Source organism: Pantoea sp. USHLN256, from assembly GCF_037149875.1.
Classification (GTDB): Bacteria; Pseudomonadota; Gammaproteobacteria; order Enterobacterales; family Enterobacteriaceae; genus Pantoea; species Pantoea nemavictus.
In genome coordinates this window covers 341,815-354,647 of the sequence record NZ_JBBCQO010000004.1, presented here as the reverse complement: position 1 = coordinate 354,647, position 12,833 = coordinate 341,815, and the positions used below count along the sequence as shown (strand labels likewise).

The following is a 12,833-nucleotide window of genomic DNA, read 5'->3' as shown; positions in this document are numbered from 1 at the left end:
GGTGATGCAGATTGACCGGCAGCGTCAAATATTTGATTAGAAATGTGATTTATCGCACATAAAGTTTATGCCGCTGCCCGCAAGGTGGTTCAAATCTCTGCGTTTTGTAGCATCAACGACATCATATGAGTCATCTGCGCACTGGGTTCGCGCATTGCTGACCACACCAGCCAAACTTCAGAAATCGCGCCATTCTCCTGTAACGGAATCCACACCACATCTGCCAGGCGCGCGCGCCGGAATGAAGCGGGTAAAATCGAAACGCCAAGACCGGTCGCCACCAGTCCAAGAATAGTCATCGCTTCGCCCACTTCCTGGGTAATAAAGGGTTTGATTTGATAGCGATGCAGCAGTGCCAGAATTTCACCATACAGCGCAGTTCCACCCTGCGGATCGAAAAACACAAAGGGTTCGTTGGCCAGCGCCTGAATGGAGATCGATTCTGCATCGGCCAGGGGATGCGCCCAGTGCACCACCGCGCAAAGCGGCTCACGCAGCAACACGCGATGCTGCAGATCAGCCGGTAACGGCGTATTGCGCATTACCCCCAGATCCAGCCGGTTATCATGCAGAGGCGCCAGCTGCTGACGCGTATTGTTCTCCTGCATCTGAATGTGCACGTCCGGCCAGCGCTGACGAAATTGATAGAGCGCATCCGAGACTAATCCGGTAAAAGGAGCCGAAGAGGTAAAACCAATCCGCAACTCGCCCTCCTGACCACTATGTACACGCGCGGCGCGGCGAGCGGCTTGATCAACCTGCAGTAATATCGTGCGCGCATCCTGCAAAAACAGTTCGCCGGCCGGCGTAATTTGCACGCTGCGATTGGTGCGCGTGAACAGTTGCGCGCCAATCTCCTGCTCCAGCTGTTGAATCTGCTGGCTGAGCGGCGGCTGTGAAATATTCAGACGCTGCGCGGCACGGCCAAAATGCAACTCTTCCGCGACCGCGATGAAATAGCGCAAATGACGTAACTCTATATTCATATGTTAAACGTCTCATTTGAGATTATTAATATATTGTACAACCTATTCGCCCTTTCCTACAGTAACGCTATGCTTCCCAAACCGAGGATGTTCCGTGAGTCGCTCTTCCCAGGCGGTGATACTCGATGAAGACGAGATATCGGTAAAGCCTGCTTCAACTGCAACCCCTTCAGAATGGATTGAACGCGGATCGCCGCAGTTTATGCGCGTGACGCTTGCCCTGTTCTCCGCCGGCCTTGCCACTTTCGCTCTGCTTTATTGCGTGCAGCCCATTTTGCCGGTGCTGTCACAGCAGTTTGGCGTTTCCCCGGCGCAAAGCAGCATCTCGCTCTCGCTCTCGACCGGCTTGATGGCGTTGGGATTGCTGTTTACCGGTCCATTATCTGATGCGATTGGCCGTAAATCGGTAATGGTCACCGCTCTGTTACTGGCCGCTATTTGTACCCTAATCTCGGCGACCATGAGCAGTTGGCAAGGCATTTTGCTGATGCGCGCATTAATCGGTTTATCGCTGAGTGGCGTCGCGGCGGTTGGCATGACCTATTTGAGTGAAGAGATTCATCCGCGGGTTATCGCCTTTTCAATGGGGCTGTATATCAGCGGTAACTCGATTGGCGGCATGAGTGGACGTCTGCTCACCGGCGTACTCACTGACTTCTTCTCCTGGCGTGTCGCGGTTGGATTGATTGGCTGCTTCGCGCTGGCGGGTGCGCTGATGTTCTGGAAAATTCTGCCGGCATCACGCCACTTTAGGCCCGCCTCGCTTCGTCCGCGCAGTTTATTGATCAATTTCCGCCTGCACTGGCGTGATAAAGGTCTGCCGCTGCTGTTTGCCGAAGGCTTCCTGCTAATGGGCGCGTTCGTCACGCTATTCAACTACATCGGATATCGTCTGCTCAGCGCGCCGTGGTCTTTGAGCCAGGCGGTGGTGGGTTTACTCTCGGTGGTGTATTTGACGGGGTCATGGAGTTCGCCGAAGGCCGGTGCCATGACCAGCCGCTTCGGGCGCGGCCCGGTCATGATTGCTGCCACCGCGATCATGCTGGTTGGTCTGCTGCTCACGGCGTTCAACTCGCTGTGGCTAATCTTACCTGGCATGATGCTGTTCACCGCCGGCTTCTTTGCGGCACACTCGGTGGCCAGCGGCTGGATTGGCCCGCGCGCGCGCCGCGCTAAAGGCCAGGCATCGTCACTCTATCTGTTCAGTTATTACGTTGGCTCTAGCGTGGCGGGTACGCTGGGCGGGGTTTTCTGGCACAGCTATGGGTGGAGCGGCGTCACCGCGTTCATTAGCCTGCTATTGTTAATGGCTTTGCTGGTTGGCTGGCGTTTGCAGTGCCGAAAACTGTAATACCTTTCATCTTTTAAGCGGGGCGTTAGCGCCCCGTTCTCTTCTGCGGCCCACGTCATCCGGCATTCTGCCAGTCCCAGATAAAACAAAACGGCCATTCATCGCTATAATTCATTCCATTCCAACAATAGTTAGACTTTTTATTATTTCACAGCAATGAGGCCGTAAGATGGAACTCTATTATTACGTCGATAAGCATGCCGGCTATAACGACAACCATGTAGTACATGCAACGGGATGCCCGTTCTTACCTTCCGATAATGCACGGCGTTTTCTGGGTACCTTCTACACGCCCAACGCGGCTATTCAGCAGGCGCGTAAATTTTATGCCAGCGCGTTAGGATGTGAGCACTGCTGCCCGATTGGGCTAAAAAAAAACATGACAACCCAGAATAGCGTGGCACTAAAACATATGGTGAGACTCTGATAATGGTGGTCTGAGAATGGCCGGACAGCGAAGACATTTTGTTAAGCAGTACTGAGGCGTTTCATAATAACGATAAAATTCAGCTTAATATTCACTGGATCTTCCTGCAGCTTTTAAGCGGTAAGATCCAGCCGTCCATTCTCAGCGCTAAGGTCGATACGTTGCAGCAAGAAACAATAATAACCTCAGGCTATTAACCACGCTTTCGGCGATAAAAAATATTCAGTAATAAAAGCCCGACAAAAGGTTTCCCTCAGCTCATTAATGCTCCACAATAGCGGCAATTTGTGACACCGGTCACTTAAATTGGGTGCAACGCCGGCCCTTTCACTCGCTGTCTGACAGATTTGAACTCCATGCAATCTACTACCGTCTCCCGTAAAACAGCCTGGCTGCGCGTCGTGCTGCTGGCTATTGCCGCTTTTGTTTTCAATACCACCGAATTTGTTCCGGTCGGTTTGCTGTCGGATATTGCCGCCAGTTATGCCATGAAGACTGCCGATGTCGGCATCATGCTGACTATCTATGCGTGGGTCGTGGCACTCTTATCGCTACCGTTAATGTTGCTGACCCGCAACATTGAGCGGCGTTTGCTGCTGTCAATCCTGTTTATCGTCTTCGTCGCCAGCCATGTGCTCTCCTCCGTGGCGTGGGATTTCACCTCATTGGTAATCTCGCGCATTGGTATTGCCTTGGCACATGCGGTGTTTTGGTCGATTACCGCTTCGCTGGCCATTCGCGTAGCGCCTGCCGGTAAGAAAACCCAGGCATTAAGTATGCTGGCAACCGGTACGGCGCTGGCGATGGTGCTGGGCGTACCGATTGGTCGTATCGTTGGTCAGTATCTTGGCTGGCGCACGACTTTTGGCATGATTGGTCTTTCGGCATTAGTCCTGATGATTTTGCTAATGCGCGTCTTGCCGCGTCTGCCAAGCGAACATACCGGTTCGCTGAGCAGCGTGCCGATGCTGTTCCGCAGACCCGCACTGGTGGCCATGTACATCCTGGTCACAGTCGTGGTAACCGCGCATTACACCGCTTACAGCTACATCGAACCTTTTATGCAAGTGGTCGCGAATGCTGATGCTAATTTCACCACCCTACTTCTGCTGCTGTTTGGATCGGCTGGGATTATCGGCAGCATATTGTTCAGTACCCTGGGCAACAAATTCCCTTCGGCAATGCTGATCGCCGCAATTGCGATGATCACACTCAGCATGGGGCTGCTGGTGTTTGCTGCGGTGCGTCCCGCAGCTATCACCGTGTTGTGCATCATCTGGGGCATGGCGATGATGATGATTGGCCTGGCAATGCAGGTGCGCGTACTGGCGCTGGCGCCAGACGCTACCGACGTCGCCATGTCGCTATTCTCGGGTATTTACAACATCGGTATTGGCGCCGGTGCCTTGCTGGGCAACCAGGTTAGCCTGCATATGAATATGTCAGATGTTGGTAACGTGGGTGGCATTATTGGTCTTGCCGCGTTGTTCTGGTGCATTGCTATCTTCCGCCGCTATCCGCAGTTACGTTCTAACGGATAATAAAAAAGGCTTCAGAAGGATAATCTTCTGAAGCCTTTTACTTGCCTCGCCCGCCGCGCGTTTCCGCGCTTCGCACAATAATCAACTAGTTATAAATTACCGCTGTGCCATTTAACTTGTTGTTGCCAGAGGTCGAAGTGATGCGGAAAGACTTTGCTCCGGCAGCATTGGCCTTTTCCGCTAGCTGATTCTCCAGCGATGTCAGGTTAGTACTGCCTGATGCGCTAATCACGCCAACTTGTTGTTGATTCAGTGGAGCCTCGTTCACCAGATCGGCAGCCATGCTACCAAAGGCGATTGAAGACAGGGCTACAGCGGCTAGGGTCAGTTTAATGCTTTTCATAATTTTCTCTCTTTCACAGATGAATTGGGGTCGGTCGCGATTAAGTTAACAACCATTAATTAAATGCTACTGCCGAAAGGGTGGCCGCGTCAATCATTTTATTAACGGTCATTATTTTAATGGGAAGTGGCGTGATTATGGGCTTCCGCGCCCTTTTTGACTTATCCATTCGGGTGCTTTGCCAGGTTAAAAGCACAAACGGGCAAAGTGCTCCCCGCACATTTCCGGCTGCGCTTGCATATTTAGTTAGTGATCGGTAATTTAATTGAGTGTTTTTAAAGTTTGAGGTGCCCAATGACAGAAATTATCGATGCGGTGAACCGTAAAACGCGTGGCCGCCCGAAAGTGTTTGATCGCAACGATGCTCTTGATAAGGCATTGATGCTGTTCTGGGCGCATGGTTACGAAGGCACGTCGCTGTCCGATTTGGTCAATGCAACCGGCGCGAAAGCCCCTACGCTTTACGCAGAGTTTGAAAATAAAGAAGGTTTATTCCGCGCGGCAATGCAGCGTTACATCGAGACATTTAGCGCGCAGCGTAATGCCGTGCTGAATGATGATGCTCTGGATGTGAAAACGGCGATTGAAGCCTATTTCCGCGCGACTGCCGCTTGTTTCACTGAATGTGACAAACCCGCTGGCTGCTTCTTTATTTGTACGTCCAGCGCGTTATCTTCAGGCTCAGAAGAAGTGGCGCAAATGCTTGCTCAACAGCACCATGCGCAGGAATCAGCCTTGAAGGCTTTTCTTGTTACAAGGCAGCAGCGCGGAGAATTGCCGCAATGTGCCAACAGCACCACGTTAGCGCGCTATCTGGCCTGCTTATTACAAGGAATGTCGGTTCGCGCTCGGGAAGGCGCCGATCGTGCAGATCTTGATCAGATTGTCGATACGCAGATGGCGATATGGCCCGCTCTGGCAGGATATTGTGAATTAAGTGCTTAATATTATTCAGGCCGACGTCATTGCCGGCCTGAATATTGCCTCTGCTCGCTTACTGCATGCAGAGGCAAATCAGAGTTACGGCAGGAAAAACATCGGTTTCAATGCCGCACTCAGCGGACTGTTATCCGCATTCGAAGGCATCAAATCTTTCATCGATGCCCACCAGCGCTGGCACACTTCCGTTTTCGCCACCGCATCCCAGCGCGCTTCAGATTCAATTTCCACGCTAGCGAACAGCAGATTACGCTCCTCATCCAGCCAGATGGCGTAGTTGTGCGCGCCATGTGCTTTCAGCGTTTCTGCCAGCTCCGGCCAAATCGGTGAGTGACGACGCAGATACTCATCATGGCAGTGAGCATGTACCTGCATCACAAAGGCTTTACGCAACATCGCTGCGCTCCGCCTGCAGCGCAGCCTGCCACGGTTTAACGTTGAAACGCTCGCCCAACGCAATCAACTGTTCAGTCGTGATGCTTTGACGAATGCCGCCCATCGAAAGCGCTTTAACCACCACTTCGGATGACTTCTCAGCGGTATCGATCAGTCCAAACGTCTCATCAAGATTTGGACCCGCACCAAATATGCCGTGGAACGGCCACATCACAATACTGTGATTTGCCATGGCATCGGCGGTAGCCTGACCAATACCATCGGTACCCGGCACCATCCACGGCAGGATCCCTACCCCATCCGGGAACACCACCAGGCATTCGGTGCTGCCTTCCCAAAGCAAACGCGTGAAACGCGCGGAATCCAGATCCACCACATAGCTCAGCGCCATAAAGTTGGTGGCATGGCAGTGCATAATGACGCGATCAACGCCGTTTGAGATCTGCTTACGCACGCTATGTGACTGGAAGTGCGCCGCCAACTCAGAAGTGGGCAAGCCGCCATTACTTAATCCCCAATGGATTTTGTACGACAACCCTTTGTCATCTACCTGCAGCAGCGCGAGGCAATCAGCAGGATCGATCTGAACGTTGCGGAAAAATTTGCCCGAACCGGTTACCAGGAACCAATCATTGGCCAGCGCCGGTGCAGGTTTGGTCAATTCGATACAACGCGGTTCTGCGTAGAAATCAGTGGTGAAATCCTGAACTTCTTCCGGTAATAAACGCAGGCTGACGTTACCGCCGTTACGCTCATCCCAGCCCTTTAACCACATGTCGCTAGTCGCTTTAACCATTCCCTGAACAAAAGCGGAAGAGAGAATTTTTTGCATAGTTTGTCCCTTAACGTTGACGCAGTGTTTGTTGTTCGTAATGACGGACTTCGCTCAGCCAGCTGGCATCAGCCGGGACATCGTGGCGCAGACACCAGGCTTCCCAAACGGCCTGCCACGGCAGGGATTTTTGCTCTTCCAGCATCGCCAGACGCCCGGTGTAATCCCCTTCGCTCTCGAGCTTGCGTAACTGATCGGTGGGCTCCAGCAGTGCACGTAGCAGTGCTTTTTTGGCATTGCGCGTGCCGATAACCCAGGCCGCGATGCGGTTAATCGAGGCGTCAAAAAAGTCGAGGCCGATATGCACTTTGTCAAACAGCTTGTGGCGGGCAATCTCGGTGGCAATGGCTTGTGTTTCATCGTCGAGAATTACCACGTGATCGCTATCCCAGCGCACCGGACGGCTCACGTGCAGCAGCAGGCGTGGCACATACAGCATTGCCGTAGAGATCTTGTCGGAAATGACTTCAGTTGGATGGAAGTGACCCGCATCGAGCGTTAACGCGGTTTGGCGGCTGCTGGCGTAACCGAGGCAGAATTCATTGGAACCCACGGTGTAACTTTCGGCACCGATACCAAACAGCTTGCTCTCTACCGCATCAATATGATGCGCGGGATTGAGTTTTTCACTGATCACGTCATCCAGTGCGCTGGCCAGACGTTGACGGGGAGCCAGGCGATCAACCGTAAGATCCTTCATGCCATCCGGCACCCAGATATTCATCACGGAAGGGCTACCAAGCTGCTCACCAAAGTGGGCGGAGATGCGGCGGCTGGCTTTACAGTGGTCGATCCAGAACTGCCGAATACCTTTATCCGCGTGCGATAACGTAAAGCCATCCGCACTCAACGGGTGGGAGAAGCAGCTTGGATTAAAATCGAGACCCAATTTATGCGTTTTAGCCCACTCAACCCAGTTGCTGAAATGCTTAGGTTCGATCGCATCACGTTCAACGGGTGTATCGCTCTCCAGATAAATTGCGTGCAGGTTGAGGCGTTTGGCGCCCGGAATTAATGACATCGCTTTTTCAACGTCAGCACGCAGTTCATCCGCATTGCGGGCACGGCCCGGATAGTTGCCGGTAGCCTGAATACCGCCGGTCAACTCACCGTTGGGGTTTTCGAAACCGCGTACGTCATCACCCTGCCAGCAGTGCATCGAGACAGGAATGCCATCCAGTTGTGCCATTACCTGTTCCACATCTACGCCAATTGCTGCGTAGCGTTGTTTGGCCAGTTCGAAGGCCTGTTCAATCAGCTTAGTCATATGCGAGTTCCTTAGCAGGTTGGCTCAGCGCCGCGAAGCGTGCCTGATGGGCAGCGAAGGCGCCGTTGTTCAGCGGTTCAAATTTTTCTAACGGGAAGTTTTGGCTAATGCAGCGGCGCAGATCGCTAACGTCACGCAATTCGCCTAAGGCAATCAGCTGGCAACCGATGTTACCGAGCGTTGAAGCCTCGATGGGTCCGGCCAACACGGGCAGCTGGCAGGCATCGGCACAGAGTTGATTTAGCAACGGATTTTGACTACCTCCGCCCACCACATGCAGCTGACGCAGCGGCGCACCACGCAGTTGGCTGAGTTCGCCAATCACCTGGCGATACAGCAATGCCAGGCTATCGAAAATGGTACGGGCCAGAGCGGCTGGGGTTTGCGGAACCGGCATGTGCTGCTCGGCACAGGCGTTTTGAATCTCCTGCACCATGCTGTCTGGGTTGATAAAACGACTGTGATTGGGATTAACCAGTGTGCGACAGAGAGGCTCTTTCTCGGCCTGGGCGATGAGCGTGCAAAGATCGGTTATTTGCAGTTCGCTGCAGACACGTTGTAATAACCATAAGCCCATGATGTTTTTCAGGACGCGGTAACCCTCTGCGCCTCCTTCATTGGTAATGTTGGCGTCAAGCGCGGCAGCGCTGACACAAGGCTGCAAACTCTCAATACCCATCAGCGACCAGGTGCCTGAACTCAGATAGGCGGCTTCATCCTGCATTAACGGCGTAGCCAACACGGCACTGGCCGTGTCATGTGTAGCGACGGCCACCACCGGAATCTGATTGCCACTGGCGCTGGTCCAGTAACCCACGGTATTGCCCGGCGCCGTCGGTTTACCCAACCACGTTGCAGGGACGCCAGCCCAGGCGAGCAAATCGCTATCCCATTCGCCGCTGTGAATGTTGAGCAACTGGGTAGTAGTGGCATTGGTATATTCCCAATTCATCTGGCCAGTAAGGCGATAATGCAGATAATCGGGAATCATCAATGCATGCTTAACCTGCGCCTGCCAATCCGGCTGCTGCAGATGCAGCGCACGCAGTTGATAAAGGGTGTTGAAGGGCAAAAACTGAATACCGGTACGCTGATAGATTGCGCCTTTACCCAGGTCCTTGATGGCCTGAGCCATATGACCTTCCGTCCGCTTATCGCGATAGCTCACCGCTTCACCGACACGCTCCCCGTTGGCATCCAGCAGAACCAGATCAACACCCCAGGTGTCGATCCCAATGCTGTCCGGCACAATACCGTCCTCATCTAACTGAGCCAGCCCGAGACGAATTTCCTGCTCAAGACGGTCCAAATCCCAACAATCATAGTCGGCACGGCGCACCCGCTGATTCGCAAAGCGGCGGACTTCACGCAGGCTGATGTGCTGATTCGCTGAATTCCATTGTGCGAGCATCACGCGCCCGCTGGATGCGCCTAAATCAATGGCAACAATGTTACGCATACTCATGGCGTGCTCTTCCTGTAATGAGATGGCTACAGCTTAGAAATCTCTGCTTTTAGCCACCTTCCCCTTACTGCCAGTGCGTAATAGTCGCTGGCAGACTGACAAAGAAGTTCGTGAGAAAGCTCACAGAACCACATAAGGAGAGAGTTGTGAGCCTTGCCGCATTTCCGTCAATCCGGGCTGAGATCTTGAAAAATTAGCCATTTTCCTGCGTCACTCAGATCAAAATTCAAGGTAAGGTGCTGAACGCCTGCGTAGACTCGGCTGCAGTTAAGTGAGTTGAGAGGCAAATCATGACCGTTTTACATAGCGCAGATTTCTTCCCTGAAGGGAATTACGCCATCGCCATTGAGCCGCGCGTGCCGCAGCAGGCATTTCCCGAGCATCATCATGATTTCCATGAAATTGTGTTGGTTGAGCACGGTTCAGGCATCCATGTGTTTAACGGTCAGCCGCAGGCGTTATCTGCTGGCTGCGTTTGCTTTGTGCGCGATCACGATCGCCATCTCTATGAGCAGACGGAGAATTTGTGTCTGACCAATGTGCTCTACCGCAGCCCGGCAGCGTTTCGTTTTCTCTCGGGTTTGCAGGATCTGCTGCCACGCGAAGAAGAGGACAAATATGCTTCGCACTGGCGCATTAATCACAAAGTCATGGCGCAGGCATTGCAGATAGTGACGCAGATGAAGCAGCAGGATGGTTGGTCACTGGAGCGGCACGCGCATCAGGAGCAGCTGTTTCTACAGCTGCTGATCGTGTTGCGCGAAGCGGCTCATAACGATCAATTGCAGGATCAGGAAGCGCGGCTGCATCGGTTGCTCGACTGGCTCAATGAGCACTACAGTGAAGATATTGTGTGGGATGCGCTGGCCGACCGCTTTTCGCTGTCACTGCGTACCCTGCACCGCCAGATGAAGCAGCAAACCGGCAATACGCCGCAGCGTTACCTCAATCGGCTTCGCCTGCTACAGGCGCGGCATTTACTGCGGCATAGTGATATGCGCATTACAGACATCGCCTATCAGTGTGGATTTGGTGACAGCAACCACTTCTCCACGCTGTTCCGGCGGGAATTTGGCTGTGCGCCCAGAGCGGAGCGCCAGCAGATGCTATAACGGGAGCGTTTCCTCATGTCGCTGATCCTTACGCGCGAAGACTATTTTCCGGCCACCAATCTGCCGATTGCGGTGGCCGAGCGCATGCCGCAGCCCTCCTTCCCTCCGCATCGCCATGAGTTCAGTGAAATTGTGATTGTCTGGCGTGGCAACGGCCTGCACGTGTTAAACGATCGCCCGTGGTTGATCACCTGCGGCGACGTGTTTTACATCCGCGATAATGATTGCCACAGCTATGACAGCGTCAACGATTTGGCGCTGGATAACATTCTTTACTGCCGCGATCGTTTTCGTCTTGAACTCGACTGGAGCCAGTTGTTGCCACCTCAGGAGGAGAACTCGCCGGCATGTTGGCGTTTAACCACCCGCGGTATGGCATTGGCTCGCGGTGTTATTAGCCAACTGGAGCGAGAAAGCCGTAAAAGCGATTCGCTATCCGTTCAACTCTCTGAAGCGCTATTTTTACAGCTTGCGCTGATTTTGCGTCGTCATGGTTATGCCGCTGACTGCCCATGGGCACTGCCGGAGGGCGAGCAGCTGGATCTGCTGATGTCAGCATTGCAGGGTGCAATCAGCCGTCCATTCGATTTGGCGGTTTTTTGCCAGCAGAATCAGTTGAGCGAGCGGGCGTTAAAACAGCTTTTTCGTCAGCAAACCGGTATGACCGTAGGGCACTATTTGCGACAACTACAGCTCTGCCAGGCAAAGTATCTGTTGAGAACCCAGGATGGCTTAATCAGTGAAGTGGCCGCGCGCTGCGGCTTTGATGACAGTAACTACTTTTCCGTGGTGTTTACGCGAGAAACAGGTTTAACGCCAAGTGCGTGGCGGCAGCGTTTCCTGCCGCAGCGCGAACCCTCAACTGAGAAGGCCAAAGCCTGACGCATCATCTATGCGTCAGGCTTTTCATCAGGCCGCCATTCCCAGGCCAACAATGTTGGCGGCAATAATAATCACCACGCAACCCAATGACAGCACGCGAACCGGACGTTGCCCCACCGACTTCCACTCTTTCAGCACCAGTCCCACTAACCCACCGCACAGTACATAAAGACTCATATGCAGCATCCAGCTGACAAAGTCATATTGTGCTGGGATTTTGGCGTGGCCCCAGGCATAGAAGAAAAATTGCAGATACCACATGGTGCCGCCTAATACCGCAAAGGCGATATTGGCAAGCAGCATCGGCTTGGCCACGGAGAAATCACGACGCACCGAAAGATCGCTTTTCACCGCTAGCCGAATAAAGCAGTAAGCCAGATTCACCAGCGCACCACCGCCCATGATCACGACATAGCTCGGCAGCGCCACGTAAAGTGGATTGATACCCAGATTCGCGGCGGCTGCATGCATCGGCTTCGCAGCGTCCATGGCGAACGACATGCCGGCGGAGAAGATGCCGCATAAGATCGCCAGTACCAGCCCCTTCTTCAGATTGAACTCTTCCGCATTGATGCCCAGCGCGCGCTCTTTTAGCAGACCAGCACGTGAAACAATCGCTACGCCGATTAACGCCACGAACACGCCGAGCAGCGTCATGCGTCCACCTGCCGAGCTGAACAGCTCGACAAAGCGGCCTTGCAACAGCGGCGTCATCAAGGTTCCCACCACCAAGGTGATGCCGATGGCAATCCCAATCCCCATCGACATGCCGAGGTAGCGCATGGTCAGTCCATAGTTGATGTTGCCGATGCCCCACATGGCACCAAACAGAAATACGGGCAGCAGTTGGGAGAAGCTAAAACTGCTGTAATAGGCCCAGAAATTTGGCAGCAACACCGCGCTGACTGCCCACGGCAGGATCAGCCACGACATGATGCCGCCCACCGACCACATCGTTTCCCAAGACCACTTTTTCACCTGCTTAAATGGAGCATAAAAACAGGCGGCACTGGCGGCACCCACCAGATGCCAGAAGATACCTGCAATGATGGCACTGTTCATTGTTATTCCTTCGTAAGGTTGAGGCCAACAGGAAACCGGCGGTTTCCCGATTACCGGCAGTCTACGGTGGGCAGCTTTTCTTCAGCCTTTGGATGGCTGCCGGAAAGCGCAGGTAGCTGGCAAAATTCGGGGGGTCGTCAACATAAGGATCACAAAATCGCATTTGCAGGCAGGTCACGTTCAGATTTTCATAAGTTGCTTATTATTCGGAATTTTTTCTCAATGTGTTG

At 53.3% G+C, this 12,833-nt stretch carries 13 protein-coding genes; 6 read left to right on the top strand and 7 right to left on the bottom strand.

The window, feature by feature from the left end:
* Nucleotides 1–89: 89 nt before the first annotated feature.
* A complete protein-coding gene (locus tag WFL93_RS13370; protein WP_336778329.1) occupies nucleotides 90–986 on the bottom strand; it encodes a LysR family transcriptional regulator in 897 nt (298 codons plus the stop codon).
* 94 nt (nucleotides 987–1,080) lie between these two features.
* Here WFL93_RS13370 and WFL93_RS13365 point away from each other — a divergent pair, with 94 nt between their 5' ends.
* The 3 genes from WFL93_RS13365 (at nucleotide 1,081) to WFL93_RS13355 (ending at nucleotide 4,305) form a co-directional block, all read left to right on the top strand.
* Nucleotides 1,081–2,337, top strand: a complete 1,257-nt coding sequence (locus tag WFL93_RS13365) for an MFS transporter (RefSeq protein WP_336778328.1) — start codon at nucleotides 1,081–1,083, stop codon at nucleotides 2,335–2,337.
* A 169-nt stretch (nucleotides 2,338–2,506) separates the two neighbouring features.
* Nucleotides 2,507–2,764, top strand: a complete 258-nt coding sequence (locus tag WFL93_RS13360) for a hypothetical protein (RefSeq protein ID WP_007887902.1) — start codon at nucleotides 2,507–2,509, stop codon at nucleotides 2,762–2,764.
* Nucleotides 2,765–3,120: 356 nt separating this feature from the next.
* Nucleotides 3,121–4,305: a sugar transporter gene (locus tag WFL93_RS13355; protein WP_049852243.1), complete on the top strand. Its 1,185-nt coding sequence runs from the start codon at nucleotides 3,121–3,123 to the stop codon at nucleotides 4,303–4,305.
* An 85-nt stretch (nucleotides 4,306–4,390) separates the two neighbouring features.
* On the opposite strand, the gene bhsA is transcribed toward WFL93_RS13355, so the two are convergent.
* On the bottom strand, nucleotides 4,391–4,648 hold the full coding sequence (bhsA, locus tag WFL93_RS13350) for a multiple stress resistance protein BhsA (protein WP_007887905.1): 258 nt from the start codon (nucleotides 4,646–4,648) through the stop codon (nucleotides 4,391–4,393).
* Nucleotides 4,649–4,942: 294 nt separating this feature from the next.
* On the opposite strand from bhsA, the gene WFL93_RS13345 reads away from it, so the two are divergent.
* The gene (locus tag WFL93_RS13345) at nucleotides 4,943–5,593 is read left to right on the top strand and encodes a TetR/AcrR family transcriptional regulator (protein WP_336778327.1); all 651 of its coding nucleotides are present in this window, start codon (nucleotides 4,943–4,945) and stop codon (nucleotides 5,591–5,593) included.
* Nucleotides 5,594–5,668: 75 nt separating this feature from the next.
* Here the strand turns inward: WFL93_RS13345 and rhaM are convergent, their stop codons facing one another.
* From rhaM to rhaB, 4 genes are read right to left on the bottom strand one after another with little or no spacing between them, the layout of a single operon-like run.
* Nucleotides 5,669–5,983 carry an L-rhamnose mutarotase gene (rhaM, locus tag WFL93_RS13340; RefSeq protein WP_007887911.1) on the bottom strand — a complete coding sequence of 105 codons (315 nt, stop codon included), beginning with the start codon at nucleotides 5,981–5,983 and terminating at the stop codon, nucleotides 5,669–5,671.
* Complete coding sequence (gene rhaD / locus WFL93_RS13335; RefSeq protein WP_007887913.1) at nucleotides 5,973–6,815, bottom strand: rhamnulose-1-phosphate aldolase; 843 nt, start codon at nucleotides 6,813–6,815, stop codon at nucleotides 5,973–5,975. Before rhaD ends, rhaM begins: the two co-directional genes overlap by 11 nt.
* A 10-nt stretch (nucleotides 6,816–6,825) precedes the next feature.
* Nucleotides 6,826–8,082, bottom strand: a complete 1,257-nt coding sequence (locus tag WFL93_RS13330) for an L-rhamnose isomerase (protein ID WP_007887917.1) — start codon at nucleotides 8,080–8,082, stop codon at nucleotides 6,826–6,828.
* Nucleotides 8,075–9,547, bottom strand: coding sequence for a rhamnulokinase (gene rhaB / locus WFL93_RS13325; RefSeq protein ID WP_336778326.1), 1,473 nt, complete (start codon nucleotides 9,545–9,547; stop codon nucleotides 8,075–8,077). The genes WFL93_RS13330 and rhaB overlap by 8 nt, the downstream gene beginning before the upstream one ends.
* 290 nt (nucleotides 9,548–9,837) lie before the next feature.
* Between rhaB and rhaS the strand changes: the two genes are divergently transcribed.
* Entirely contained in the window at nucleotides 9,838–10,659 is an 822-nt protein-coding gene (rhaS, locus tag WFL93_RS13320; RefSeq protein WP_007887937.1) for an HTH-type transcriptional activator RhaS, read from the top strand.
* A 15-nt stretch (nucleotides 10,660–10,674) separates the two neighbouring features.
* Complete coding sequence (gene rhaR / locus WFL93_RS13315; RefSeq protein WP_336778325.1) at nucleotides 10,675–11,541, top strand: HTH-type transcriptional activator RhaR; 867 nt, start codon at nucleotides 10,675–10,677, stop codon at nucleotides 11,539–11,541.
* 27 nt (nucleotides 11,542–11,568) lie between these two features.
* On the opposite strand, the gene rhaT is transcribed toward rhaR, so the two are convergent.
* Nucleotides 11,569–12,603 carry an L-rhamnose/proton symporter RhaT gene (gene rhaT, locus WFL93_RS13310; protein ID WP_049852239.1) on the bottom strand — a complete coding sequence of 345 codons (1,035 nt, stop codon included), beginning with the start codon at nucleotides 12,601–12,603 and terminating at the stop codon, nucleotides 11,569–11,571.
* Between the last annotated feature and the right edge of the window lie 230 nt (nucleotides 12,604–12,833).

Excerpts from the sequence above, each read along its gene's own strand:
- WFL93_RS13370 (WP_336778329.1), bottom strand. The coding sequence starts at position 986 with ATGAATATAGAGTTACGTCATTTGCGCTATTTCATCGCGGTCGCGGAA.
- WFL93_RS13360 (WP_007887902.1), top strand. The coding sequence starts at position 2,507 with ATGGAACTCTATTATTACGTCGATAAGCATGCCGGCTATAACGACAAC.
- WFL93_RS13355 (WP_049852243.1), top strand. The coding sequence starts at position 3,121 with ATGCAATCTACTACCGTCTCCCGTAAAACAGCCTGGCTGCGCGTCGTG.
- bhsA (WP_007887905.1), bottom strand. The coding sequence starts at position 4,648 with ATGAAAAGCATTAAACTGACCCTAGCCGCTGTAGCCCTGTCTTCAATC.
- WFL93_RS13345 (WP_336778327.1), top strand. The coding sequence starts at position 4,943 with ATGACAGAAATTATCGATGCGGTGAACCGTAAAACGCGTGGCCGCCCG.
- rhaM (WP_007887911.1), bottom strand. The coding sequence starts at position 5,983 with ATGTTGCGTAAAGCCTTTGTGATGCAGGTACATGCTCACTGCCATGAT.
- rhaD (WP_007887913.1), bottom strand. The coding sequence starts at position 6,815 with ATGCAAAAAATTCTCTCTTCCGCTTTTGTTCAGGGAATGGTTAAAGCG.
- WFL93_RS13330 (WP_007887917.1), bottom strand. The coding sequence starts at position 8,082 with ATGACTAAGCTGATTGAACAGGCCTTCGAACTGGCCAAACAACGCTAC.
- rhaB (WP_336778326.1), bottom strand. The coding sequence starts at position 9,547 with ATGAGTATGCGTAACATTGTTGCCATTGATTTAGGCGCATCCAGCGGG.
- rhaS (WP_007887937.1), top strand. The coding sequence starts at position 9,838 with ATGACCGTTTTACATAGCGCAGATTTCTTCCCTGAAGGGAATTACGCC.
- rhaR (WP_336778325.1), top strand. The coding sequence starts at position 10,675 with ATGTCGCTGATCCTTACGCGCGAAGACTATTTTCCGGCCACCAATCTG.
- rhaT (WP_049852239.1), bottom strand. The coding sequence starts at position 12,603 with ATGAACAGTGCCATCATTGCAGGTATCTTCTGGCATCTGGTGGGTGCC.